Below are 23728 nucleotides of genomic sequence, written 5' to 3' on the forward strand. Positions count from 1 at the left end.
ATTCTAACGAGCGCGACGACCGTCGCCGGTCACCGGGAGGAGTTCGCCGTGCGGCCGCGGACGATGCCGACGAACGTCTCGACGTCGGGCGTGGTGCGCTCGCGCGGCCAGACGAGGGCGACGGTCGAGGTCGGTCCTTCAGCCAGGATGCGGTGGTCGGCATCCTTGCGGTGATGCATGCGGGCGAGTGACATCGGGACGACCACGATGCCGACTCCCGATGCCGCGGTCGCGATCGCCTCGTGGGTCGGCAGGGCGGCGAAGCCCGCCGGCGTGGTGCCGGGGAGGTCGAGCGGTCCGAGCACGTCGTCGGTCAGGCCGATCACGACCTCGCCCTCCAGGTCGGCGGACGTGAGCTCCTCGACCGCCATCAGGTGCGAGTCGGCGGCGGCCACGACCACCGGGACCTCGTCGTACAGGGGGATGATGTGCAGCGACTCGTCCGTGAGCGGCAGTCGCACCAGCGCCGCATCCAGCTGGTCGAGGGCGGCGCGCTGCGTGGCCGCCTCGATCGGGACGAGCTCGAGCGGCACGCGCGGCATCCGCTGCTTCCACGCATCGATCCACTTGCCCGGAGTCGCACCGGGCACCGCGCCCAATCGGAAAGTGCGCGGTGCCTCGGGCTCGGACTGCGGGGCGTCGAAGACGACCTTGGCCGTCTTCTTCTTGGGCTTCTGCGGGGGGAACCGCTCGGCGGGGGCGGCCTTGTTGCGCCGTACGGGCGTGCCGCGGCCTGCGCCCTTCGCGGGCCGTCTTCCCTGATTCGCCATGCGGACAAGGCTACTCGGCGAAGGGCGCGGCCACTTCCTGCTGCGGGTGGGATGCGGCCGCCAGCTTGCGCTGTGCACGGCGGATGAGCCCGGCGGCCCCGCCGACGAGCAGCAGCACACCGGCGGTGAGCAGGACGATCGCGGTGATCGTCGTGGGCGTCATGGTCATCAGTGCGTCCGCGATCGTCTCCCGTCGGGAAGGGTCGGCGAGCTGGCCGAGCGCGAGGGCCGCGATGGTGGCGAACAGCAGTCCCCAGATGATGGCCGCCCAGCGGGTGCGCGGCGCGGTGGTCGGTTCGGTGGTCGTGGGAGTGCTCATCACTGGTCTTCCTTCTTCGGCTCGACGACGGTGATGGAGATCTCGCCGCTGTTCTGATCGATGGTGACGGGCTGGATGGTGGTCGTCGACACGTTCTCCGCAGAGATGTTCTCGGCGACGACCGACTCCCCGTCGCGCCGCGTGCCCGCCCAGGTGCCGGAATCGATGACGTTGTAGTACTCCGCGTCGACGCGGGTCCAGGTGATGTCCGCCGTGTCGACGGTCGCACGCAGCTGCAGCTGGACACCCGGATCGACGTAGATGTTGGTCGCGCCGGAGCCCTTCTCGATCACGATCGGCCGGGGCGCGTCGTCATGCTGATTCAGAGTCACGTTGAGCTCGCCGAACGGCTGCCGGATGTGCTCCGCACGGTAGTTCGTGACCGACGCCCAGCCGAGGCTGAAGCCCTGCAGGGTGGAGAACCCCCCGACGACGAGCCCGCTCACCAGCGTGAGCACGGTGATGAAGGCCAGGAAGCCGCTGCGTCGACGGAAAGCCCCGGCGACGATCATCCCGAGCGCCAGGATGAGGGCGGCGGCGAGCAGTCCGAGCGCGGTGCCGACCACGTCGCCACCCGCGACGAGGCCGACTGCCGCCCCCGTGATGATCGCGAGACCGAGGATGGTCGCGGCGAATGCGAAGCCCGCGCGCGGGTTCGATGCGCGGCGGATGCGCCGACGCTCGGCTGCCTCGGAGGCGAAGACGGCGGCCTCGGCCTGGCGCTCGCGGCGCAGCTGATCGCGGGCGGCGCGCTCGATGTCCTGCTGCTGGCGTCGCCATGCCTGGTCCTGTTCCTTCCAGGCGGCGTGCTGGCCGCGCCAGGCCTCGAGGGCGGCGGGGTCCTGCGAGCCGGGAGGCAGGGGGGCGGGAGGCGCCGGTGGGATCGCCGCGGTCGCTGCCGGGTCGAGCGGCGGGAGGTCGGATGCCCCGACCTCGGCCGAGGCAGGCGTGTCCGCGACCACGGTGTCCGCATCCGCCGGAGCGTACGCGCCGAGCGGGAGTGTGGCGTCCGTCGCCTCGGCGGTACCCGAACCACCGAGGGCGACGGACGCGGCCGGGGCCGCCGGATCTGCGGAAGCCATCGGCAGATCCGGCGCGGAAGCACCCGGGGTGCGGCTCGCAGCACGCACGATGAGGATGAGCAGGACGGCGACGAGGACGAGGCCGATGATCCAGCTCATGAGAGACAGGGCCGACCAGCCGTCGTAGCCGAGTCCGAAGAGGCGGCCGGCGAGGGGAGCGGTCGGGAACAGCCCGATGACGGCCATCGCGAGGATGCCCCACTGCACCGGCTGGTAGTCGCGGCGGAGCAGATCGCGGACGTGGACGCGGCCGTCGACGTCCGGCAGCAGCGCCCAGGCCGCGGCGTACAGGAAGATGACCGGCAGCCCGAAGAGGGCCGCGACCACGAGGACGCCGCGGACGATCAGCGGGTCGATGCGCAGTCGGGCGGCGATGCCCGCCGAGACACCGCCCAGCCAGCCCTCGGACCGGGCGACGCCGAGACCGGCGACCCAGAGGAGGAATCGCTCGGCTCCGCGAGGGATGCCGGTGCCCGGTGTGCCGGTGGCCGGAGCGGCGTGGTCGGCGGGGGGCGGTGGCGCAGTCGGAATCGTCATGCTTCGATCCTGGCGGCAGCCGCGTACTGCCTGCCATGGGGGGAACCCCTGAGCGACCCCTGATTCTGCGCCGGGGAGGACCCGGAGCGGGCACGCGGATGATTGGATTGCCACATGTCCTCTTCGGCGCACGCTCCTGCGCGACCTCCGCGCGCGGCTGCTCCGCCGCGCCCGCCGCTGAGCCGCGACCGCGACTGCCTGGTGGCCGGCGTGAGCGCCGGTCTCGCCCGTCACCTCGGCGTGCGCGTGGGGCTGGTGCGGGCGCTGTCCATCGCGCTGACACTGTGCGGTGGCGCCGGCATCCTGCTCTATGCCTGGTGCTGGGTCTTCATGCCGTGGGCCGAGGGCGACAGTGCACCGACGAGGCGGATGCCGGTGGCCTGGCTGCTGCTCGCTCCTGCCGCGGTCGGGATGCTCGTCGTCCTGGTCTGGCGCGGGGGCAGCGACTGGCTGAGCGGGTCGATCCCCCCGGATCTCGCCGCGGTCGTGGTGGGCGGCGCGGCGGCGTTCGCGACCGGTGCCGGGCTGTGGGCCACCCTCGTCGACCGTACCGACACGGCTCGTGGGCCGCGGCACACGATGACCGTGCGGGTCGTCGCGATCCTGCTGCTGGCGCTGCTGTTCACGGTGCTGCTCTCCTGGCCCGTCGCCCGGTCGGGGGTGGCGCTGGTGCTCCTCCCGCTCGCCGGGCTCGCCGCCGTGGTCGCGTCGGCCCTGATCCCACGCTGGCGCGAACTCTCCGGTGAGCGGGTCCGCCGCATCCGCGAGGAGCAGCGCAGCCAGATGGCCGCGCACCTGCACGACTCGGTGCTGCAGACGCTCGCGCTGATCCAGAACAGGGCCGGTGCCTCCAGTGAGGCCGCGCGTCTCGCCAGAGCGCAGGAGCGCGAGCTGCGGGCGTGGCTGTACGACGGTGACGCCCCGGCCGACAGCGACCTGCCGACGGATCTGCGTGACTACGCCGGAGCGCTCGAACTCGACTACCCGGTGCGCATCGACGTGGTCTCGGCCGGCCTCTCCGCCGAGCGTGCGAGTGGCGAGCTCGCGGCCGCGGCCAGAGAGGCGATCCTGAACGCGGCTCGTCACGCCGGTGGCGAGATCTCGGTGTACATCGAGGGCAGCGCGACCGGCGTCGACGTGTTCATCCGCGATCGCGGTGCCGGGTTCTCCCTCGACGACGTGCCCAGCGACCGCCTCGGGGTGCGGGAGTCGATCATCGGCCGGATGCGTCGCGCCGGCGGCTCGGGCGGGGTCCGCAGCGACGAGAACGGCACCGAGGTGCATCTGAGCATCACGTCCCGGGAGGAGAACCGTGGCTGACAGCATCCGCGTCGTGATCGTCGACGACCACTCGATCTTCCGCTCCGGTCTGCGGGCCGACCTCGATGCCAGTGTCGATGTGGTCGGGGAGGCTGCCGACGTGCCGTCCGCCATCGCGGTGATCGGCGCGACGCAGCCCGATGTGGTGCTGCTCGACGTGCACCTGCCGGGCGGCCCCGGCGACGACGCGACCGGGGGAGAGGCCGTGATCCGCGGCTCGGCGCCGACGACGGCCCGGTTCCTCGCGCTGAGCGTGTCGGATGCGGCGGCCGATGTCGTGCGGGTGATCCGCGCCGGCGCCCGCGGCTACATCACCAAGGGATCGTCCGGCATCGAGGTCAGCAAGGCCGTTCATGCCGTGGCCGACGGTGATGCGGTGTTCTCGCCGCGGCTCGCCGGCTTCGTGCTCGACGCGTTCGGGGCCGTCGCGGGGGAGACAGCGACCGCGACGGATGAGCTCGACCGGCTCTCGGCGCGCGAGCAGGAGGTCATGCGTCTGATCGCCCGCGGCTACGCCTACAAGGAGGTCGCGTCGGAGCTGTTCATCTCGATCAAGACGGTCGAGACGCACGTGTCGTCCGTGCTGCGCAAGCTGCAGCTCTCCTCGCGGCATGAACTCACCGCGTGGGCGTCGGAGCGGAGACTGCTGTAGTCGCTCCACCCGACCCGCTCAGGTCGAGCGCGCGGCGTCAGGCCGCGAGCCAGAGGCCCTTCTGATCCGTCGCGATGGTGAGTCCGGCGGCGACCGTCTCGTCGTCGCCGATCCTGGCGCCGCGGACGATGCGCGCTCCGGCGCCAACGTCGGTGCGGACACCCACGTACGCGTGGTCCCCGATCGCGGCTCCCTGACCGATGTGCGCGTGCGCATCGACGAAAGCTCCCTCGCCGACCACGGCGTCTTCGTCGATCCAGGCACCGCGGGCGATGGTCGCCCCGGCGCCGACGCGCGCGCCCGGTTCGATATAGGCACCCGCCTCGATGTGCGCCTTCGGATGCACCTTCGCGCCATGCGCGACGAGACCTCGACCGTTCGCGTGCTTGCGGTACCGCAGCGTCGCGCCCTGGTCGTTCTCGATGTCGACGTAGTTCTTACCCACGATTCCTCCCGTGCTCCGGAGTTCTCCGGATATATCAACAACCACGGCACGGGCGGATTCATTCCCGCGGATGGATGTGGGGAGCGCGGTGCGTTTCGGTTCGCTAGTCGACGCGGGTCGCCGCGGAACCGATCATTTTCGCGAGATCCGCAGGGCGGCTCCACATCGGCCAATGCCCGGTCGGGAGATCGATGACCTCGAGATCGTCGAGGGCATCGACCTCGGCGAACATGGGATGCCCGGCGCGAGCGAGTTCCAGAAGCTGAGCGCTGGGGATGGAGCAGCAGACCAGGGTGGTGGGTACTCGGCGGCGCGCCTCATCCGTGAGTTCCACGGGCTGCCGGAGCACCGGCCCGGGCTCGGGGACGGCTCGGGCACGGAAACGCTCGAGCATCTCGGGGCTCAGGCCTTCGAGGCTGGCCTGTTGTCCGAGGATCTCGAAGGGCGGCAAGGGCAGCTCTGCCACCGTGTCGGGGAGGTCGGGCGCGAAGACGCTTCCCGCTGCGACGGGGCCGGAGTCGACCCAGATGATCCGGCGGACGCGCTCGGGATGCCGGTCGAGGACGATGCTGAGCGGAGCGTTGGCTCCGCTGTGACCCACGAGCACCACGGGGTTCTCCACCGAGGCGTCGGCGCGGGCCATGGCCTCTTCGATCGCCGCGGCCTGATCGTCGAGGGTCCGGGACGATCGCTCGGGATCGTGAGGGTCGAGGCCGGGGAGCGTCATCGCGATGGCGTTCTGCCCGTCGGTCGTCAGCCCTTCCTGCACCTCGTCCCAGGCCCATGCGCCGAGCCAGTGACCCGCGATCAGGATGATGGTCGGATTCCGTGTTTCTGTCGTCATAACCCGATGCTGGCACCGCCTCCGGACAGGTGTATGTCACTATTTCTGTCATGAATTCAACGAGGTGCCGGCGGTGAAGCGAAGCGAGCGGCTCCATGCGCTTTCCGAGATGCTGCGCCGCAACGGCACGCGAGGATGCACCGCGGATCGGCTCGCCGCCGAGTTCGAGGTGTCCGTCCGCACCGTGAAGCGCGACCTCGCCGCGCTGGCGAGCAGCGGTGCGGCGGTGTGGTCGCGCCCGGGACCCGGTGGTGGCTACGGGTTGGCATCGAGCGCCTCCCTGCCGCCCATCACGCTCTCGCCGGCCCAGGCCGTGGCGCTCCTGGCGGCCGTCTCGGCGGCGCCCGATGCTCCCTACGCCGACCTGGCATCGGCCGGGGTGCAGAAGATCATGGACGTGCTCGATCCCCGCACACGGGAGAGGGCCGCCGACCTGGGGCGTCGAGTGTGGGTCGACGGATCGCCCCCTTCCTCCCGCGCCGTCCGGTCGGTCCTCGAGGAGGCGATGGCCGAGCAGAGGACGATCCGGATCCGCTACACCTCCCTCGCCGGTGCCACGACCGCGCGTGAGATCGAGCCCGTGATGTTCGCCTCCACGAACGGCCGGTGGTACCTGGTCGGATGGTGTCTGCTGCGCGACGCGATGCGCTGGTTCGTCGTGTCGCGAATCGAGCAGGCTCGCATGACGAACACCGCCTGCAGCGGTCATACCGTGCAGGAGGTCGGGACCCCGCCGGTGAACGCTCGGCCGGTGCACGTCGGCGGTTGAACGACTCGCGCCGTTCCTGCCCGATACTCAGTGCTGGCAGACCGGACACCAGAACGTGACGCGCTCGCGGGTCGGGTCGGCGCCCTGCTCGCCGCGCCGGATGAGGGTTCCGCAGCGGCGGCACGGGCGCCCGGCGCGGCCGTAGACCCAGGTGCCCTGGCCCGGACGGTCGATGCCCGTGAAGGTGCGGTTGCGGCGGTCGCGGTTGACCCGGATGGTGCGCACACCGAGGTCGAGGAGGGCGGCCACATCCACCTCGGGTGTCGGCCGTGTCGGCAGGATTCCGCGCAGGAACAGGAGTTCTGCGGCGTATTCGTTGCCGAATCCTGCGACGTTGCGCTGATCGAGGAGGGCGACGTGGATGCTGCGGGTGTCGGCTCCGAGTCGTCGGAGGGCTTCAGCCGCATCCCAGTCGTGCGCGAGCGGATCGGGGCCCAGGTAGCCGACGAGCTGGTCCTCGTCACGAGTGGGCACGACCTCGATCTCGGCGATGTCGACCCCGACGGCATCACGCTCGGAGGTGCCGACGATCGCACGTACCTTGAAGGCCGGATGCCGCCATCTCTCGCCCGGGCGGTACGCGAACCACGCGCCGTCCATGCGCAGATGCGAATGCAGCGTGCTGTCGCCGATGCGCATGAGCAGATGCTTGCCGCGGGGAACGACGCCGTGCACGTGCTGCCCGGTCAGGTCGAGCGTCGCGAATCGGGGGACGCGGAGGTCGAAGCGGGTGACCTCGCCGCCCGCCAGCGCCTCGTCGAGGCGTCGCGCGGTGCGGAAGACGGTGTCGCCCTCGGGCATCAGGAAGCTCCCGGTCCTGTCCCGAGATGCGGCGGCGGCGGAAGCGGTGACGATACGGCATTCGGAGCGGGCGGCGGAGGTGTCATCGTCGTTCCGGAGGCCGCCGCCGTGGTGCCCGTGCGGGCGAGCATGTCGCGGGCGAGCATCGTGCTGCCGGCGACGGCGACCGGCATGATCGCGACCGCGCCGCCGGGGATCAGGAAGCAGAGTTGTGTGGCGACGCCGAAGCCGAGCACCCGTGCGCGGCTGCCCGAGAACAGTGCGGCGCGATCGAGGGGGCTCAGATCGCGCGCATCGAAGGCGCGGCCGGTGAGCTCGCGCGCCAGCAGTCGGCCGGTCAGGACGACGCCGGCGACAGCGCCCAGGAAGCCGCCGACGCCCGGGATGAGGCCGATGAGAAGCACGGAGAGGGCGATGAGGATGCCGAGGAGGACCAGTCGCAGTCCCTCGCCGAGCGTGGTCCAGAAGCTGCCGCCGTCGGCGGGCGGGGGCGAGCCGAGGTCGACCTCGACCGCGTGCCAGATGCGCTGATAGAAGGGGTCGCCGATGGTCAGGGTCAGCGCGCTGAAGACCACGCTCGCGAGAGCCAGGGCGGCGGCGACGACGACAAGGCTCACGGCGGCGCGCAGCAGACCGCGCCACGGCTCGATCCATCCGTCGGCGAACGGGGTGAGCCACGTGGACAGCGACGGCATGCCGATCACCAGCGGCACGAGCAGGGCGGCGAGCACGATGACGGCGATGATCGCCGGGATCAGGCCCAGCACCATGAGGCCCGGTCGCGTGCGCCAGAGCCCGATTCCGCGCAGCAGAGTGCGGATGCCGGCGGCGAACTCTCGGATCATGGCTTCCAGCGTAGGTGGGTCAGTAGTGGTAGCGGGCCTGCAGGATGATGACCTGATGGTCGTTGGCGGTGTAGACCAGTCGGTTCGTCTCATCGATGCGCCGAGACCAGGCTCCGGCCAGAGCGTGCTTCAGCGGTTCCGGCTTGCCGATCCCCTCGAAGGGGGCGTCGCGCAGGACGTCGGTCAGGAGGAGGTTGATCCGCTTCAGAGTCCGACGATCCTCGGTCTGCCAATGGAGATAGTCCTCCCACCCCTGCGACGTCCAGACCAGTACTCGCGAGGTCATGCCTCGTCGAGTGGATGTTCTGCGACATCGCCCGCCTGTGCGGCGGCGAGAGCGACGAGCAGCCGGTTCGCATTCGCGGGGGAGCGCAGAAGGTGGCTGGTCTCGATCAGGGAGTCGTATTCGGACTTCGACATGAGGACGGCGGCGCCTCGGCGGGAGACGATCTCGATCTCGGAATGATCGAGGTTGACGCGCTCGATCAGGCCGAAGAGGTCGCGGCGCGCTTCGCTCGTGGTGATGGCCATGTGCATCCATTCTGGTACCACTTATGGTACCACTCTGGATGGTTCAGACGACCTTGCGGAGGGTGTAGCCCCGCGGGGTGGCCACGAAGCCCGCCTCCTGCAGGGCGAGTGCGAGGTCGGTGCCGTAGACGCCTTCGCCGTTGATCTTCTCGACGGTCAGGGTGTCGAGTCGGCGGGCGCGTGCGGTGGCCGCGAGATCGGACGCGGCGGCGCGGAGCACTTCGCCGTCATCACTGAACGACAGCACGGTGCGGCCGCCGCGTTCGAGGGAGAGCACGAGGACGCCGTCGACCAGCACGACCAGGCCGCCCGCCTTGCGGCCCGGGCGATGCGAGACCCCGTCGAGCTTGGGCCAGCCGAGGGCCGCGCCATAGGGGTTCGCGGGATCGGTGGCCGCGACGGTCACGGCCTTGCGTGGCGGTGGATCGGCGAGCCCGGCGTAGGTGCGGAGTCGGTCGACCGTGCCGGAGGCGGCGAACTGTGCGGCGCCGAGCTTCTCGATCACATAACCGCGACGGCAGTGGCCCGCCTCTTCGAAACCGGCGAGCACGCGATAGGCCTGGGCGAAGCCACCGGGAACGCCCTCGGCCTGCACGGCTCCGCGCGTGACCACGCCGTAGCGGTCGAGCAGGAGGCCCGCGGTGACGGTGGCGCGGCGGGCGGCATCCGTCTCGAGCGCTGGCAGCAGCGACCAGCGCCCGCCGATCGACGTCGGCCGAGGCGCAGGGGAACCCGTGAAGGACACCCCACGGTAGGTGCGAGCGCGGGGAGCCCGGCGCTTGACCTTGTGCGCCTGCGAACCGCCGGCGAGGAGTGAGCGGATGGGGCCGAACGTGTCGTTCGTGACGTAGCCCGACCACGTCAGCGACCACAGCGCCTCGAGCACGGACTGCTCGTTCTCGGCCGCCGCCATGTCTTTCAGCTGCGCCGCGAAGTACGCGCCGCCGACGTCGAGCGCGATGAGGATGCGCGACTCCAAAGAGTCGGAAGCGATTTCGGCGTCTCGCTCGGGCAGCGTGAACGGCGCGAGGTCGACCGGGTGCAGCGACACCCAGCCGTCGCGCCCCGGGAGGGTGCCGTGGCCGGACCAGATGACCTCGCCCGCTGCCGTGAGCTCATCGAGCATCGAGGGGGAGTAGTCGCGTACTCGCGAGGGCAGGACCAGCGATTCCCACGCACTCGCCGGGATCGGCACTCCGGCGAACTGCTCGATCACGCTCAGCACCCCGTCGACGCCCTCCAGCGGTCGGCCCACATGCTGCCAGTCGGGCAGAAAACGCGCATACGCCTCGGGGGAGACCGGCTCGACCGACCCGCGGATGGCCGCGAGCGAGCGCATCCGCAGGCGTCGTAGCACCTCGCTGTCGCACCACTCGATCGCGTCGCCGCTGCCGGCGGCCTCGGGCAGGAAGTAGCCGCTCGTGAGTCGGCCGGCGTTCTCCAGCCGCTGCAGGGTGTGGCGGGCCACCGCGGCTCCGAGTCCGAACCGGGTGGCGACGGCATCCGTCGTGAAGGGGCCGTGCGTCCGGGCGTGCCGGGCGACGAGGTCTCCCAGCGGGTCGGCCAGCGGTTCGAGGAACGCCACCGGGATGCCCGTGGGGAGTGCGACCCCGAGCGCATCGCGCAGTCGGCCCGCGTCTTCGATCGCAGCCACCCGGCTCACGCCGCCGATCGTCACCGGAATCGCGCGCCGGGCGGTGATCAGGTCGTTGAGCAGTGCGGCGGCGGTCGCGGTGTCGACGGACTCGGCCTCCGCTTCGAGCACACTCGCGGGGTCGAGACGAGCCGCGACCTCTTCCGCATCGAGCGGTCCGAGCATCCGCAGCAGGTCAGCGACGCCCTCGAGACCGCGGGCACGGCGGTCCGGATCGAGTCGCTGCGCCTCCCGCTCGAACTGTGCGATCACCTCGGGGTCGAGCAGCTCGCGGAGCTCGACGGTTCCCAGCAACTCACCGAGAAGCGCGGGGTCGACCGAGAGCGCGGCGGCGCGGCGCTCGGCGAGCGGCGAGTCGCCCTCGTACATGAAGGCGCCCACGTATCCGAACAGCAGGTCGCGGGCATACGGCGAGGGCTGACCGGGCTCGGTCTCGACCAGGCGGATCCGGCGATCGGCGATGGAGGTCGCGAGCTTGCGCAGGGACGGCAGGTCGTAGACGTCTTGCAGCACCTCGCGCAGCGTCTCGAGGATCACCGGGAACGTCGGATGCCGCCGCGCCACCTCGAGCAGCTGCGCCGACCGCTGCCGCTGCTGCCAGAGGGGCGTGCGCTTGTTCGGGTTTATGCGGGGCATGAGCAGCGCCCTGGCCGCGCACTCGCGGAACCGCGAGGCGAACAGCGCGGAGCCGCCCACCTCCTCGGTGACCAGGTGCTCCAGCTCGTCGGGCTCGAACACGAACAGCTCGGCTCCGGGCGGCTCGGCTTCGGCATCGGGGATGCGAACGATGATGCCGTCGTCGCTCGCGACCGCCGATCCTTCGACACCGAGGCGCTCGCGCACGCGGGCGTTGATGGCCAGCGCCCACGGGGCGTGCACCTTCATGCCGTACGGGGAATGCAGGATGACCCGCCAGTCGCCGACCTCATCGCGGCCGCGCTCCACGGTGAGCGTGCGGTCGGTGGGGAGGGTGCCCGTCGCCTCGCGCTGCTCGGTCAGGTGCGCCATGAGGTTCGCCCGCGCCTGTTCGTCGAGCCCGGCGTCGATCAGTCGCTGCGCCGCCTTCTCGGGGGTCGCCGCCGACACTTCGCGGGAGAACGCTCCGAGCGCCTCACCGAGCTCGAACGGGCGACCGATGCCGTCGCCGTGCCAGAACGGCACCTTGCCGGGCTGCCCGTACGCGGGGATCACGTTCACACGGTCGTGAGTGATCTCGGCGATGCGCCAGCTGGTGGTGCCGAGCGTGAACACGTCGCCCACGCGCGACTCGTAGACCATCTCCTCGTCGAGCTCGCCGACGCGGGCACCGGTGCTCTCGCCCGCGACGAACACCCCGAACAGGCCGCGGTCGGGGATGGTGCCGCCGCTGGTCACGGCGATGCGCTGAGCTCCGGGCCGCCCGGTGAGGGTGCCCGCGTCGCGGTCCCACACAAGCCGCGGCCGCAGTTCGGCGAACTCGTCGGAGGGGAAGCGCCCGGCCAGCAGGTCGAGCGTCGCTTCGTACGCTGAGCGGGGCAGCGACTGGAACGGCGCGGAACGGCGGACCGTCTCGAACCACTCCTCGACGCTGATGGCTCCGAGCGCGCTCGCGGCGACCGTCTGCTGCGCGAGGATGTCGAGCGGATTGCGCGGCACCTGGATCGCCTCGATCTTGCCCGCCAGCATCCGTTCGGTGACGATCGCGGTGTGCAGCACGTCACCGCGGTGCTTCGGGAAGAGGGCGGCACGGCTGATCTCGCCCACCTGGTGCCCGGCGCGGCCGACGCGCTGCAGCCCGGAGGCTGCAGACGGCGGGGCCTCGACCTGGATCACCAGGTCGACCGCGCCCATGTCGATGCCGAGTTCGAGACTGCTCGTCGCGACGACGCAGCGCAGCACGCCCGACTTGAGCTCTTCTTCGACCTGGGCGCGCTGCTCTTTCGACACCGAGCCGTGGTGCGCCTTGGCGAGCACGGGATCGGCGCCCGCGGTCGCCCCGGCCTGCGCCATCATCGCGGCAGGCACCGTCGCGGCCGGAAGCTCGACCCCGATCCGCTCGGAGTAGATCTCGTTCAGACGGCCGGTGAGGCGCTCGGCGAGCCGACGGGAGTTGGCGAACACGATCGTGGAGTTGTTCTGCAGGATGCGGTCGACGATCGCCTCTTCGACGTGCGGCCAGACCGACCCGGTGACCTCGCTGTACTCGGCATCCGCCGCGTCCCCCGGTACCCCTGGCGGCGGGGGCGGGTTGGTCATGTCGTCCATCGGGACGACGACCCCGAGCTCGAAGGTCTTCGATGCGGGAGGTGCGACGATCTCGACCGGTGCCGAACCGCCGAGGAATCGCGCCACCTCGTCGATCGGGCGGACCGTGGCCGACAGGCCGATCCGCTGTGCGGGGGTCTCGATGCCGTTGAGTCGGCGCAGCGCGTCGAGGCGCTCCAGGCTCACGGCGAGATGCGCTCCGCGCTTGGTGGCGGCGACCGCGTGCACCTCGTCGATGATCACGGTGTGCACTCCACGCAGGGTCTCGCCCGCGCGGCTCGTGAGCATGAGGTACAGCGACTCGGGAGTGGTGATGAGGATATCGGGCGGATCGGAGACCAGTTTGCGGCGGTCGCTCGACGTCGTATCACCGGAGCGCACACCGACCGTCACCGCGGGGGCGGGCACTCCGAGCCGCCGGGCCGACTGTCCGATGCCGATGAGCGGGGACCGCAGGTTGCGCTCGACGTCGACGCCGAGGGCCTTCAGCGGGGAGATGTAGAGGATGCGGGTGCGCGGCTCGCCCTTGGCCGGTGGGGCAGTCTCGGTCATGCGCTCGCGGAACACGCTGTCGATCGCCCAGAGGAACGCCGACAGTGTCTTGCCGGAACCGGTCGGAGCCACCACGAGCGCGTGCTTGCCCGCGGAGATCGCGTCCCACGCACCCGCCTGCGCGGGAGTGGGCGCGGGGAAAGCCCCCCGGAACCAGTCCTGCGTGGCGGGGGTGAAGCGTTCGAGCACGTCGCTCATCCCTCCATCTTCGTCGAGGCCGGGGACATCGGGGTCGTCGCACCCGCACGACGACACCACGCCGGCACGAGCGGACGGGGGGGATCCGGTCGTGCAGGCGTGATCGCGTCGTGCAGGTGCGCCCCGGTCATGACCCCAGCGAGACCTCCTGCAGAACCCCTTCGCCGTCGATCTCGAGGGTGAGATCGAGGTCGAGTCGGCGCAGGAACGCGTCGTCATGGCTGACGACGAGCACCGCACCCCGGTAGGCGCGCAGCGCCTCGACCAGCTGATCGACCGTGTCGACGTCGAGGTTGTTGGTCGGCTCGTCGAGCACCACGAGGTGCGGTGCGGGATCGGCGAGCAGCAGCTTCGCCAGCGCCACCCGGAAGCGCTCGCCGCCGGAGAGGGCGGACACCGGGCGCTCCGCCGTCGCGCCGCGGATCAGGAACCGGGCGAGCCGGTTGCGCAGCTCCTTCTCCGGTACCTGGGGTGCCGCGCCCGCGATGTTCTCGAACACCGATCGCTGCTCGATGAGCCCGTCGACCCGCTGTGGCAGGTAGCCGATCAGGTCGGTGTGGGCCTCGATGTGCAGGGTCGGGCGTTCATAACTCCTCAATTCTTCGGCTGAATCGGCCGAAGAGCCGTGTTCCGGGCCATCGGCCGCCGTTTTTGAGGAGTTGTGAACACCACCCGCGACCAACCGCTCCAGCAGGGTCGTCTTGCCGGCGCCGTTCCGGCCGATCAGGGCCACACGCTCCGGACCCTGGATCACCCAGGCCCGCTCCTCGTCGCCGATCGTCGCGATCCGGCGGCTCCGGGACACCTGCGGATCGGGCAGCTCGATCTTCATCGAGGAGTCCGAGCGCACGCGGCGCCCGGCCTCCTCGCGTGCGGCGTGCGCGGCCTCCTCCTTGGCGCCGACCTCGGTGCGGAGCCGACCCGCCGACACCTCGGCCGCCATCTTGCGACCGTGCGCGATGATCTTCGGGACCCGTTTCTCGATCTCGGCCTTCTTCGCCGTGCGGGCGCGATGCGCGAGTTTGACCTCGGCTTCGATCCGCTGGCGCTTCTCCTTGCGGAGCGCCTGCGCGGCGGTGACCTCGGCCTGCTTCGCGGCATCCTGCTCCGCGTCCAGCCAAGCCCGCCACTCGGAGTACGGTCCGCCGAACACGCTCAGCGTCTGGGCGTAGAGCTCGGCGGTGTCGTCCATCAGCTCCAGCAGCGACAGGTCGTGGCTGACGACGATGAGCGTGCCCTTCCAGGCGCGCACCATCGCCGCGAGCTTCGCCCTGGCGTCACGGTCGAGGTTGTTGGTCGGCTCGTCGAGGAGTGTGATCGGCGCGCGACGCAGGCGGATGCCGGCGATCGCGACGAGCACGGCCTCGCCGCCGGAGAGTTCCCCGACCCTGCGGTCGAGGAACTCCGGCGCGAGGCCGGCTTCGGCGAGCGATGCCTCGGCCCGTGCCTCGATGTCCCAGTCGTCGCCGACCGCGTCGAAGTGGGCCGGGTCGACATCGCCGGAGCTGATCGCCCGCACGGCGTCGAGCGCCCCGGAGACGCCGAGCAGTTCGGCGACGCGGCGGTCGACGTCGAGGGTCAGCTGCTGGGGGAGGTACGCGACCTCACCGGATGCCGTGACGATGCCCGAGGTCGGTTCGAGCTCGCCGGCCATCAGTCGCAGCAGCGTGGACTTGCCGGCGCCGTTGCGGCCGACGAGGCCGGTGCGTCCGGAGCCGAAGGCCCCGGACACGCCGTCGAGCGCGACCGACCCGTCGGGCCAGGTGAAGGTGAGTCGGTCGAGGACGACCGACGCGTGAAGAGTGGTGGGGGTTGACATGAGTGTCTCCTGTCGAGTGCGAGGGTGCACTGACACCGAGCCCCGGCCGGGCGTGAACACGTCACGGATGCGGAGGGGTGGGTCTGCCGTGGAGTCGGCGATCGTCGGGTCAGCGCGCGGAAAGAGGAGCGCGGAGGCGACGGATCAGATCAAAGGACTTCCAGACACGGCGGACAGGACTCCCCGACGATACCCGGGCGTGTCGGAGTTTCGCAACCCCGGGCGTGTCGCGGAGTGGTCGCGTAGCTCAGCTCTTCGCGATCCCGTCGATCCACTTCGTGAGGAAGCGGTGCACGTCGGTCAACTCCTCTTCGGAGATGCTGTGCGTGAGCCCGGTGTACACCCGGCCCGACAGGTCGGAGTGCCCGGGCAGCCACTGCGCGGTGTGATCGACCAGCTCGGGCGGGATGACGTCGTCGTGCGTGCCGCGCCCCCAGAAGACCGGCGGGCGCAGCTCGGCCAGTGCCTCATCGTGCGGCAGTTCGCCGGATGCCACGTAGCCGCTGAGCGCCGCGACCGCGCCGAAGCGCTCGGGGGCGAGCCGGAGAGCCTGCAGCGACACCGCCGCGCCCTGCGAGAAGCCGAGCAGTGCGACCGAGGGAGCATCCACTGCCGCGACGTCGAGCCAGCGCAGGAACGCCTCGGCGGCGGCCGTGACCGCCTCGGGGCTGCGTCCGTCGAGCCCCTCGATCGCGTACCAGGACCGCCCCGGCATCGGCCACGGCGGCGCGAGGGGAGCGGCCACGGAGGCGACGGCGATGCCCTCGGGGAGGTACGGGACGAGTCCGAACAGGTCGTGCTCATCCGCCCCGTAGCCGTGCAGCAGTACCAGCAGCGGCATCCGTGCGCGGTTGGAGGTCGACCAGCGGGTCGCGGTGTCGTCGATCGTCAGGTTCTCGCTCACACCGTCATCCTGCCAGGGACGACCGACGTGCACGCGGTGTCGGTCGGGGGAGGCGGCTGGTAGAAAGGACACATGGCGGTCCGCACACCTGATCCCGATCCGGAGCCCGAAGACGATGGTCTCGGCGCGTTCCCGGACGCGAACCCGCCGGCGCCCGACGGCAACCCCGGCTGGTTGAGTGAGTTCGAACTCGAAGAGGCGCGGCGCCGACTGCCGATGCTCTACGTCGAAGCGATCCCGGTGCGCACCGACGGCTCCGGGCAGGTCATCGAGATCGGCATCCTCCTGCGGTCCACGCCGATGGGGGAGATGACACGCACGATCGTGTCGGGTCGGGTGCGCTTCGGCGAGACCATCCGCGACGCCCTGTTCCGGCACGTCGAGAACGATCTCGGGCCGATGGCGTTCCCGATCATGCCGCCGCAGCCGCTGCCGTTCACGGTGGCCGAATACTTCCCGATGCCCGGTGTGAGCGCGTTCCACGACGACCGGCAGCACGCCGTGTCGCTGGCGTTCGTCGTGCCGGTCACCGGCACGTGCGAGCCGCGTCAGGATGCCCTCGAGGTCACCTGGTTCTCGCCGGAGGCCGCGGGGTCGGATGCGGTCGCCGCCGAGATGGAGAACGGTCGAGGCACCCTCATCCGTCAGGCACTCGCCTACCTCGGCCTGCTCCGCTAGCTGGCTCCGCACCCTGCACTCCCTCCGGTCGCCCTGGGCCTTCCCGAGGGTGACTCTTGCGTCGACGAATCTAATGGGCTAGAAAGTAGACCATTAGTCCAATCGGCAAAAGGATGCTTCGACATGGATGCTTCGACAACGACGTCGCGCAGCACGGCAGCACCCCGGGAGCGCAATCTCCGCGGGAACCTCGGGGCGGTGTCCGTCACCTTCATGGTGATCGCGGCCGCAGCCCCCCTCACGGTCGTCGGCGGACTCGTGCCCATCGGCTTCCTCGTGGGCAACGGCATCGGCTTCCCGGTCATGTTCCTCGTTGCCACCGTGATCCTGCTGCTCTTCTCGGTGGGCCTCACGGCGATGAGCCGCTTCCTGCCCAAGGCAGGTTCGTTCTTCGTGTTCGCGACCCACGGGCTCGGTCGCACGCCCGGGCTCGCCACCGCCTACCTCGCGCTCGTCTGCTACACGACCGTGCAGATCGCGGTGTTCTCCTACCTGGGCGCGACGATCAGCTCGAGCATCGTCCTCCTCGGCGGCCCCGAGATCCCGTGGTGGCTGCTCACCCTCGCCTCCGTGGCGCTCGTCGGCGCGCTCGGCTATCGGCAGATCGAGCTCAGCTCCCGCGTCCTCGTGGTCGTGCTGCTCGCCGAGATCGGCATCGTCGTGCTGCTGGGGATCGTCATCCTCGTCACCGGCGGTGCGGAGGGTGTGACCTTCGGGTCGTTCCTGCTGCAGAACGTCCTCTCCGGTGCGCCCGCACTCGGCCTGATGTTCGCGATCGCGAGCTTCATCGGCTTCGAGTCGACCGTCGTCTACCGCGATGAGGTGCGCACGCCGGAGCGTACGATCCCCCGTGCGACCTACGCGTCCGCGATCGTGATCGGCGTCTTCTACGCCTTCGCCGCCTGGGCCGTTGTGGTGGGTGTCGGCGAGGGAGCGATCATCGAGGAGGCGGCCGCCGACCCGACCACGCTGATCACCCGTGTCACCGAGCAGTACCTCGGCCCGGTCGGCTCGATCGCCGTCGCCGTGCTGTTCCTCGGGAGCATGTTCGCCGCGGTGCTGTCGCTGCACAACGTGCTGACCCGCTACCACCACGCCATGGCCAACGCCCGCGTGCTGCCCGACAGGGTCGGCACGGTGCACGCGCAGCATGGTTCCCCGCACGTCGCCTCGATCGTGCAGGTGGCGACCTCCGGCATCGCGATCATCGTGCTCGCCCTGATCGGCTTCGCACCGGAGAACATCTTCTCCTGGTTCGCCGGCATCGGGACGCTCGCGATCGTGATCCTGATGGCGGTCACGTGCCTCTCGGTCGTGGTCTACTTCGCCCGCACCCGGGTGCTGCGAAGCCCCTGGCACACCGTGATCGCCCCGATTCTCGGCTTCGTCGGTCTCGCCGTCTCAGCCGTCCTCATCGCCGCCAACTTCCCGCTGCTCGTGAGCGATGTCGACGCCGACGGGAACCCCGCCTGGGGCCCGATCAGCATCACCCTGGTCGGGGTCGTGGTCATCGCCCCCGTGATCGGACTCGTGCAGGCCGCGATCATGCGCGCGAAGGCACCGGAGGCGTACGCCCAGATCGTGCGTCGATTCGACGAGAACGCCTGACCCTCGACACGCTCGCCCCGCACCCGAAGGATGGACATCATCAGCACCCCCGCCCTGCCCCGACCCCTGATCGGCATCTCCGGACGACGCTTGCGTGGCGCGGCGATCGGCGCTCCGCACGGTTTCGCCGACGCTCCGCTCGAGGCCTACCTCAGCGAGTACTCGACCTCGGTGCTGCACGCCGGCGGGCTGCCGGTGCACCTGCCGATGGATGCCGTGCCGGCCGAGCTCGTCGAGCGCCTCGACGGCGTCGTGATCGTGGGCGGTGACGACGTCGATCCCCGCCTCTACGGGCAGACCCCGGGACCGTTCACCCCTCTGATCGACCCGCAGCGCGACGCGTTCGAGGCCGGGCTGATCGAGGCCGCCATCAGCGGCGGCATCCCGCTGCTCGGAGTCTGCCGCGGCGCACAGCTCCTCAACGTCGTCCGCGGCGGCACGCTCCACTCGCACCTGGCGCCGGGCGAGGGGGAGTCGCACGGCTCCTACGCCTACCCGCGCGCCCATCGGGTGCACGAGGTGCGCACGGCGCCGGGCAGCGTCGCTCAGACGCTCTATGGCGAGACGACCCGTGTCAACTCGTTCCATCACCAGGCGGTCGATGTGCCCGGCCGCGGAGTCGTGGTGACCGGGTGGGCGCCGGACGGCGTCGTCGAGGCCATCGAGCTCGAGGGTCTTCCGGTGATCGGGGTGCAGTGGCATCCCGAGACCTTCGGAGCCGACCCGGTCTTCGGCTGGCTGGTCGCACAGGCCGCCGCCCGTGCGACGCTCGCCGCGTCCGCCACACAGAACATCGCCTAGGCGTCACCGAACAAGGAGAAGAAATGCGACACGCAGACAAGAACGCCCTCATCACGGGCGCAGGCTCCGGCATCGGGCGGGAGACGGCCCTCCGGCTCGCCGGTGAAGGAGCGCGCATCCTGGTGACCGACGTGTCCGCCGATGGTGCGGCCGAGACGGTGCGCCTCATCGAGGAGGCAGGCGGCACCGCCCTTGCGTCCGTGGTGGACGTGCGCTCGCGGGAGCAGATCCGCGCGGCGGTCGACCTCGCGCGTGCGGCCTGGGGGTCGCTGCACCTCCTGGTGAACAACGCCGGAGTCGTCACCGAGCACTCGTTCGAGACCCTCACCGAGGAGGCATGGGACTTCGTCTTCGACATCAACCTCAAGGGACAGTTCCTCGTCGCGCAGGAGGTCGCCCCGCTCATCGCCGAGTCCGGCGGCGGGGCGATCGTGAACCTGTCGACCGTCGAGGCCCTCGTCGTCGTGACGAGCACCGGCACCGCGCAACCGCACTACAACGCGAGCAAGGGCGGCGTGCCGATGCTCACGAAGGCGCTCGCGGTCGAGCTCGCGGCGAAGAACATCCGCGTCAACTGCGTGGCCCCCGGCCCGATCGCGACGGACTTCTTCGACTACGAGAGCGTCACGAGCCCCGAGGCTCTGGAGTTCATGAAGCAACGCCTCCTGGTGCCGCGGGTGGGCGTGCCCGCCGATATCGCCTCCGCGGTCTCCTGGCTGCTCAGCGACGAGGCGTCCTGGATCGACGGCATCCAGCTCCCCGTCGACGGAGGGTGGCTGACGCGATGATCGACGACGTGCGCCTGGCTCCGGACGAGCTGGAGGCTGCCGGCATCCGCACCGTGATCGTCGCGACGCCCGACCTGCAGGGTCGACTCGTCGGCCGCCGCATCCCGGTCGAGGGCTTCGGCCGCGTCGTGGAGAACGGTGTCGACATCTGCACCTGTGCCTGGGCGTGGGACATCGACCAGGGCCTCGAACTGATCGATGCGAACAAGTTCGCGCTGTGCGGGATGCACAACGGCGTCCCCGACGTGACGCTGATCCCCGACCTCGAGACCCTCCGCCCCGCGGCCTGGCTCGAGGGGGTGGCCATCTGCCTCGCCGACCCGGTCGACGTGCACACGCACGAGCCGATGCCGCTCTCGCCCCGCGTGCTGCTGAAGCAGGAGCTCGCCCGCATCCGGGAGCTCGGGCTCACCCCGCTCGCGGGGACGGAACTGGAGTTCTACCTGTTCCGCAACGACCCCAGGGAGCTGCGCCGCTCCGGATTCCGTGACCTCGACCCGACCACCCTCACGCCGTCGGACTTCATGATCCACGAGGGCAATCTCTACGAGCCCTTCTTCCAGAAGCTGCGCGCCGACCTCCGTGCCAGCGGCATCCTCGTCGAAGCCGCGCAGAGCGAATGGGGACTCGGGCAGTGGGAGATGACCTTCGAGTACGGCGACCCGCTGGAGATGGCCGATCGGCACGCGCTCTACAAGCTGGCGGTGCGCGACACCGCCGCTCGCGCGGGCATGTCGGCGACGTTCATGGCGCGGCCGCTCAACGACCAGCCCGGATCCTCCTGCCACGTGCACGTCTCGTTCGTCGACGACGAGAGCACGGCGGTGTTCTGGGACGAGTCGGCTCCGGATCGCCTCAGCGGGCGGATGCGGTCGGCGATCGCCGGCGCACTCGAACACGCCCCCGCGCTGATGGCCTGGTATGCGCCGACCGTCAACTCCTACCGCCGCAGCAACTCGTCCGACGTGGCGGGGAGCGGTCAGACCTGGGGCTTCGACAACCGCACCACGACGGTGCGGGTGGTGGGGCACTCGCCGCAGGCGCTGCGCTTCGAGTTCCGCCTGCCCGGCGCCGACACGAACCCGTACTTCACCCTCACCGGGGTCCTGGCGTCGGCGCGCGACGGCATGGAGAAGGAGACCGTGCTGGGTGACGCCGTGGTCGGAAGCGCCTACGACCTTCCCGCCGACGGGGCCATGCCCGCAGATCCTCGTCAGGCGAGCATCCTGTTCGGCGAGAGCCCGCTCGTGCAGGAGCTCCTCACTCCCGAGCTGATCTCACATCAGCAGGTGCTGCTCGACCACGAGTGGACGACGTTCATGGCCCGCGTCACCGACTGGGACCTGCACCGCTACTTCGATCGGATCTGACATGACGTACCCCGCCCTGCGCACCTGGATCGCCGGCGTCGCCGAGGACAGTCCCGAGAGCGACGGCACCTGGCTGCACGACCCGAACACGGGGGAGGCCCTGGTCGCCTCCGCGTCGAGCTCACTCGACCAGGTCGGCCGTGCCGTGACCGCGGCGCAGCAGGCGCACGACGACGGGCGCTGGCGCGGCCTCGCCCCCGAGCGCCGCGCGGAGAAGCTGGAGGCGCTCGCCGACTGGCTGGACGAGCGGGCCGAGGAGGTCGCGCATCTCGACGCACTCAACAGCGGCGTGCCGATCTCCGTCACGCGGCTGTTCGGCGGGGCGAACGGCGCGACCCTGCGGGATGCCGCCCGGCGCGCGGTCGCGGTCGGCGACTCGCGGGCGCTCGCCGCCGAGCACGGGCCCGTGCGTCTGCACCGTGTGCCCTGGGGTCCGACCGCGCTGATCCTGCCGTGGAACGCCCCGTCGGCCATGGCGGTGAAGAAGACGGCGTTCGCGCTCGCGGCCGGTGCGACGGTCGTGCTCAAGCCGTCCTCGTTCTCGCCGTGGAGCGCCCAGCTGCTGCTGGAGGGTGTGCACGCGGTCGGCATCCCCGACGCGGTGGTGGGTCTCGTGCAGGGCAGCGGGGGCGTCGGACGCAGCCTCGTCGCCGACGAGCGCATCGCCGCGATCTCGATGACCGGTTCGACGCCGACCGGGCGCGCGATCGCCGCGACGGCCGCTCCGCGCTTCGCGAGACTGCAGCTGGAGCTGGGCTCGAACAACGCCGCGATCGTCCGCACCGACGCCGACCTGGAGCAGACGGCGAAGGCGCTGGCCGATGGTGTGCTGAAGCTGTCGGGCCAGTGGTGCGAGGCACCCCGCCGGGTGCTCGTCGACCGTGCGCGCCGGGACGAGCTGGCAGGTCTCCTGATCGCCGAGTTCGGCCGCCGGGCGATCGGGTCGAGCCTGGACGATGCGACCGAGGTGGGCCCGGTCGCGTTCGCCGGGCGCCGCGACGAGCTCGTCGAGCAGCGGGAGCGGCTGGCGCAGGCCGGTGCCGAGCTGCTGCGCGTCACGCAGGTGCCCGCACAGGGATGGTTCTTCGAGCCGACGGTGGCGGTGCTCGACGGTCCGGGCCTCGCGGACGAGGTCTTCGGACCCCTGCTGCTCGTGGGCGGCTATGCCGACGAGGACGAGGCGGTGGCGCTCGCGAACACCGGGCAGGTCGGACTCGCCGGCTACGTGTTCGGCGCCGACGAGCACGCCGCGGCCGCACTCGGCACACGGCTCGTCGCCGGTGAGGTCAAGGTCAACGGCGCGAGCGTGCTCGACATGTCGCCGGAGTCGTCGCAGAGCTTCTTCGGCGCGAGCGGACTGGGAGGGCACGGAGACGCCGATGTGCTTGACTTCTTCGTGGGGAAGCAGATCGTGGGCTCCGACCGCCCGGGTCTGCCCCTCTGATCGAAGGAGCACGGATGAGCGAGCGTGACGACGCGCCGCACGACTTCTCCCGTGCCGTCCTGCAGCCGGTCTCCGGCTATCAGGCGGTCGCCGGGTTCCTGCGGCGCGAGATGGCGCTCGGCCGCATCCGCCCCGGCGATCGGCTTCCGCCGGAGCGTCGGCTCGCGGAGCAACTCGGCGTCTCGCGCGAGACGTTGCGTCAAGCCTTGCGGATACTCGAGGGCAGCGGGCAGATCGTGATCTCGCGCGGTGCGTCCGGTGGGGCGTTCGTGCAGGATGCCGCCCTCGACCCGCGGCTCATCCGCGAGGAGGTGCGCACGCGTTCGGCTGAGATCGGTGAGCTCACCGAGTTCCGCTCGATCGTCGAGTCCGGTGGGGCGGCGCTGGCTGCGAACCGCCGCAGTGACGCCGACCTGGAGGCGATGGCGCTGGCGCAGCGCGACCTCGCCGCCGCCGGCACGAAGGCCGAGTCCCGCATCGCCGACACCGACTTCCACATCGCCCTCGCCGAGGCCTCCGGAAACTCCTTCGTCCGCGATGCGGTCGAGGAGGCGAGGGTTCGCATGTTCGAGCCCGTCGACCTGATGAGCTTCGACTTCGTGAAGGAGTCGAGCTGGCAGGCGCACGAGCAGATCCTCGACGCGGTGCGTCGGGGCGACGCCGAGGCCGCAGATGCCGCGATGCGCGCGCACCTGCGCACCACGCGCGAGGAATTCTCGCGCGTCGTCGAATCCTGACGCCCGAGGGACTCGG

Annotated in this window: 22 protein-coding genes; 10 read left to right on the plus strand and 12 right to left on the minus strand. The window is 70.7% G+C overall.

The genetic code is table 11. The features are described from left to right. Nucleotides 1-29 precede the first annotated feature (29 nt). The 3 genes from ACCO44_RS06820 to ACCO44_RS06830 are packed head-to-tail and all read right to left on the minus strand — an operon-like array spanning nt 30 to nt 2708. Nucleotides 30-770, minus strand: coding sequence for a substrate-binding domain-containing protein (locus ACCO44_RS06820; RefSeq protein ID WP_036303143.1), 741 nt, complete (start codon nt 768-770; stop codon nt 30-32). A gap of 10 nt (nt 771-780) precedes the next feature. Then, nucleotides 781-1089 carry a hypothetical protein gene (locus tag ACCO44_RS06825; protein WP_105710504.1) on the minus strand — a complete coding sequence of 103 codons (309 nt, stop codon included), beginning with the start codon at nt 1087-1089 and terminating at the stop codon, nt 781-783. Continuing rightward, the gene (locus tag ACCO44_RS06830) at nt 1089-2708 is read right to left on the minus strand and encodes a PspC domain-containing protein (protein ID WP_372469049.1); all 1620 of its coding nucleotides are present in this window, start codon (nt 2706-2708) and stop codon (nt 1089-1091) included. Before ACCO44_RS06830 ends, ACCO44_RS06825 begins: the two co-directional genes overlap by 1 nt. Before the next feature lie 114 nt (nt 2709-2822). Between ACCO44_RS06830 and ACCO44_RS06835 the strand changes: the two genes are divergently transcribed. Together ACCO44_RS06835 and ACCO44_RS06840 are read left to right on the plus strand one after the other, a co-directional pair. Then, complete coding sequence (locus ACCO44_RS06835) at nt 2823-4028, plus strand: PspC domain-containing protein (RefSeq protein ID WP_372469050.1); 1206 nt, start codon at nt 2823-2825, stop codon at nt 4026-4028. Then, a complete protein-coding gene (locus ACCO44_RS06840; RefSeq protein ID WP_215070350.1) occupies nt 4021-4680 on the plus strand; it encodes a response regulator transcription factor in 660 nt (219 codons plus the stop codon). The genes ACCO44_RS06835 and ACCO44_RS06840 overlap by 8 nt, the downstream gene beginning before the upstream one ends. A 37-nt stretch (nt 4681-4717) precedes the next feature. Here ACCO44_RS06840 and ACCO44_RS06845 read toward each other — a convergent pair whose 3' ends face one another. Together ACCO44_RS06845 and ACCO44_RS06850 are read right to left on the minus strand one after the other, a co-directional pair. Continuing rightward, nucleotides 4718-5125, minus strand: a complete 408-nt coding sequence (locus ACCO44_RS06845) for a DapH/DapD/GlmU-related protein (protein ID WP_029261372.1) — start codon at nt 5123-5125, stop codon at nt 4718-4720. Between the two features lie 103 nt (nt 5126-5228). Beyond that, nucleotides 5229-5969 (minus strand): alpha/beta fold hydrolase, encoded by a 741-nt coding sequence (locus ACCO44_RS06850; protein ID WP_372469051.1) that lies wholly within the window; start codon nt 5967-5969, stop codon nt 5229-5231. Between the two features lie 73 nt (nt 5970-6042). Between ACCO44_RS06850 and ACCO44_RS06855 the strand changes: the two genes are divergently transcribed. Further along, on the plus strand, nt 6043-6738 hold the full coding sequence (locus ACCO44_RS06855; RefSeq protein ID WP_372469052.1) for a helix-turn-helix transcriptional regulator: 696 nt from the start codon (nt 6043-6045) through the stop codon (nt 6736-6738). 27 nt (nt 6739-6765) lie between these two features. Here the strand turns inward: ACCO44_RS06855 and ACCO44_RS06860 are convergent, their stop codons facing one another. The 7 genes from ACCO44_RS06860 to ACCO44_RS06890 all read right to left on the minus strand — a co-directional run bounded on the left by ACCO44_RS06860 (nt 6766) and on the right by ACCO44_RS06890 (nt 16286). Next, a complete protein-coding gene (locus ACCO44_RS06860; protein ID WP_372469053.1) occupies nt 6766-7539 on the minus strand; it encodes a DNA-formamidopyrimidine glycosylase family protein in 774 nt (257 codons plus the stop codon). Continuing rightward, nucleotides 7539-8384: an EI24 domain-containing protein gene (locus ACCO44_RS06865; protein ID WP_372469054.1), complete on the minus strand. Its 846-nt coding sequence runs from the start codon at nt 8382-8384 to the stop codon at nt 7539-7541. Before ACCO44_RS06865 ends, ACCO44_RS06860 begins: the two co-directional genes overlap by 1 nt. Nucleotides 8385-8403: 19 nt before the next feature. After that, entirely contained in the window at nt 8404-8670 is a 267-nt protein-coding gene (locus ACCO44_RS06870; protein WP_372469055.1) for a Txe/YoeB family addiction module toxin, read from the minus strand. After that, the gene (locus tag ACCO44_RS06875; protein WP_091029280.1) at nt 8667-8915 is read right to left on the minus strand and encodes a type II toxin-antitoxin system Phd/YefM family antitoxin; all 249 of its coding nucleotides are present in this window, start codon (nt 8913-8915) and stop codon (nt 8667-8669) included. Before ACCO44_RS06875 ends, ACCO44_RS06870 begins: the two co-directional genes overlap by 4 nt. Nucleotides 8916-8958: 43 nt before the next feature. Then, a complete protein-coding gene (locus ACCO44_RS06880; RefSeq protein WP_372469056.1) occupies nt 8959-13563 on the minus strand; it encodes an ATP-dependent helicase in 4605 nt (1534 codons plus the stop codon). 127 nt (nt 13564-13690) lie between these two features. After that, nucleotides 13691-15382 (minus strand): ABC-F family ATP-binding cassette domain-containing protein, encoded by a 1692-nt coding sequence (locus ACCO44_RS06885; protein WP_372469057.1) that lies wholly within the window; start codon nt 15380-15382, stop codon nt 13691-13693. Between the two features lie 247 nt (nt 15383-15629). After that, nucleotides 15630-16286 (minus strand): alpha/beta hydrolase, encoded by a 657-nt coding sequence (locus ACCO44_RS06890; protein WP_372469058.1) that lies wholly within the window; start codon nt 16284-16286, stop codon nt 15630-15632. 72 nt (nt 16287-16358) lie between these two features. On the opposite strand from ACCO44_RS06890, the gene ACCO44_RS06895 reads away from it, so the two are divergent. The 7 genes from ACCO44_RS06895 to ACCO44_RS06925 all read left to right on the plus strand — a co-directional run bounded on the left by ACCO44_RS06895 (nt 16359) and on the right by ACCO44_RS06925 (nt 23712). Continuing rightward, nucleotides 16359-16964: an NUDIX hydrolase family protein gene (locus ACCO44_RS06895; protein ID WP_105710493.1), complete on the plus strand. Its 606-nt coding sequence runs from the start codon at nt 16359-16361 to the stop codon at nt 16962-16964. A 123-nt stretch (nt 16965-17087) separates the two neighbouring features. After that, nucleotides 17088-18572 (plus strand): APC family permease, encoded by a 1485-nt coding sequence (locus ACCO44_RS06900; RefSeq protein ID WP_105710492.1) that lies wholly within the window; start codon nt 17088-17090, stop codon nt 18570-18572. A gap of 30 nt (nt 18573-18602) precedes the next feature. Continuing rightward, nucleotides 18603-19373 (plus strand): gamma-glutamyl-gamma-aminobutyrate hydrolase family protein, encoded by a 771-nt coding sequence (locus ACCO44_RS06905; protein WP_372469059.1) that lies wholly within the window; start codon nt 18603-18605, stop codon nt 19371-19373. Between the two features lie 23 nt (nt 19374-19396). Beyond that, the gene (locus ACCO44_RS06910) at nt 19397-20161 is read left to right on the plus strand and encodes an SDR family NAD(P)-dependent oxidoreductase (protein WP_029261385.1); all 765 of its coding nucleotides are present in this window, start codon (nt 19397-19399) and stop codon (nt 20159-20161) included. Next, entirely contained in the window at nt 20158-21531 is a 1374-nt protein-coding gene (locus ACCO44_RS06915) for a glutamine synthetase family protein (protein WP_146114814.1), read from the plus strand. The genes ACCO44_RS06910 and ACCO44_RS06915 overlap by 4 nt, the downstream gene beginning before the upstream one ends. A gap of 1 nt (nt 21532) precedes the next feature. Next, nucleotides 21533-22975, plus strand: a complete 1443-nt coding sequence (locus ACCO44_RS06920) for an aldehyde dehydrogenase (RefSeq protein WP_372469061.1) — start codon at nt 21533-21535, stop codon at nt 22973-22975. 14 nt (nt 22976-22989) lie between these two features. Next, nucleotides 22990-23712: a FadR/GntR family transcriptional regulator gene (locus ACCO44_RS06925; protein WP_372469062.1), complete on the plus strand. Its 723-nt coding sequence runs from the start codon at nt 22990-22992 to the stop codon at nt 23710-23712. The last annotated feature ends 16 nt before the right edge of the window (nt 23713-23728 follow it).

Origin of the sequence: Microbacterium maritypicum, assembly GCF_041529975.1 — a bacterium.
In the GTDB taxonomy this organism is placed as follows: domain Bacteria; phylum Actinomycetota; class Actinomycetes; order Actinomycetales; family Microbacteriaceae; genus Microbacterium.

Coding starts and splice junctions, on each gene's coding strand:
- ACCO44_RS06820 (WP_036303143.1), bottom strand. CDS start 770: ATGGCGAATCAGGGAAGACGGCCCGCGAAGGGCGCAGGCCGCGGCACG.
- ACCO44_RS06825 (WP_105710504.1), bottom strand. CDS start 1,089: ATGAGCACTCCCACGACCACCGAACCGACCACCGCGCCGCGCACCCGC.
- ACCO44_RS06830 (WP_372469049.1), bottom strand. CDS start 2,708: ATGACGATTCCGACTGCGCCACCGCCCCCCGCCGACCACGCCGCTCCG.
- ACCO44_RS06835 (WP_372469050.1), top strand. CDS start 2,823: ATGTCCTCTTCGGCGCACGCTCCTGCGCGACCTCCGCGCGCGGCTGCT.
- ACCO44_RS06850 (WP_372469051.1), bottom strand. CDS start 5,969: ATGACGACAGAAACACGGAATCCGACCATCATCCTGATCGCGGGTCAC.
- ACCO44_RS06860 (WP_372469053.1), bottom strand. CDS start 7,539: ATGCCCGAGGGCGACACCGTCTTCCGCACCGCGCGACGCCTCGACGAG.
- ACCO44_RS06865 (WP_372469054.1), bottom strand. CDS start 8,384: ATGATCCGAGAGTTCGCCGCCGGCATCCGCACTCTGCTGCGCGGAATC.
- ACCO44_RS06870 (WP_372469055.1), bottom strand. CDS start 8,670: ATGACCTCGCGAGTACTGGTCTGGACGTCGCAGGGGTGGGAGGACTAT.
- ACCO44_RS06875 (WP_091029280.1), bottom strand. CDS start 8,915: ATGGCCATCACCACGAGCGAAGCGCGCCGCGACCTCTTCGGCCTGATC.
- ACCO44_RS06880 (WP_372469056.1), bottom strand. CDS start 13,563: ATGAGCGACGTGCTCGAACGCTTCACCCCCGCCACGCAGGACTGGTTC.
- ACCO44_RS06885 (WP_372469057.1), bottom strand. CDS start 15,382: ATGTCAACCCCCACCACTCTTCACGCGTCGGTCGTCCTCGACCGACTC.
- ACCO44_RS06895 (WP_105710493.1), top strand. CDS start 16,359: ATGGCGGTCCGCACACCTGATCCCGATCCGGAGCCCGAAGACGATGGT.
- ACCO44_RS06900 (WP_105710492.1), top strand. CDS start 17,088: ATGGATGCTTCGACAACGACGTCGCGCAGCACGGCAGCACCCCGGGAG.
- ACCO44_RS06905 (WP_372469059.1), top strand. CDS start 18,603: ATGGACATCATCAGCACCCCCGCCCTGCCCCGACCCCTGATCGGCATC.
- ACCO44_RS06910 (WP_029261385.1), top strand. CDS start 19,397: ATGCGACACGCAGACAAGAACGCCCTCATCACGGGCGCAGGCTCCGGC.
- ACCO44_RS06915 (WP_146114814.1), top strand. CDS start 20,158: ATGATCGACGACGTGCGCCTGGCTCCGGACGAGCTGGAGGCTGCCGGC.
- ACCO44_RS06920 (WP_372469061.1), top strand. CDS start 21,533: ATGACGTACCCCGCCCTGCGCACCTGGATCGCCGGCGTCGCCGAGGAC.
- ACCO44_RS06925 (WP_372469062.1), top strand. CDS start 22,990: ATGAGCGAGCGTGACGACGCGCCGCACGACTTCTCCCGTGCCGTCCTG.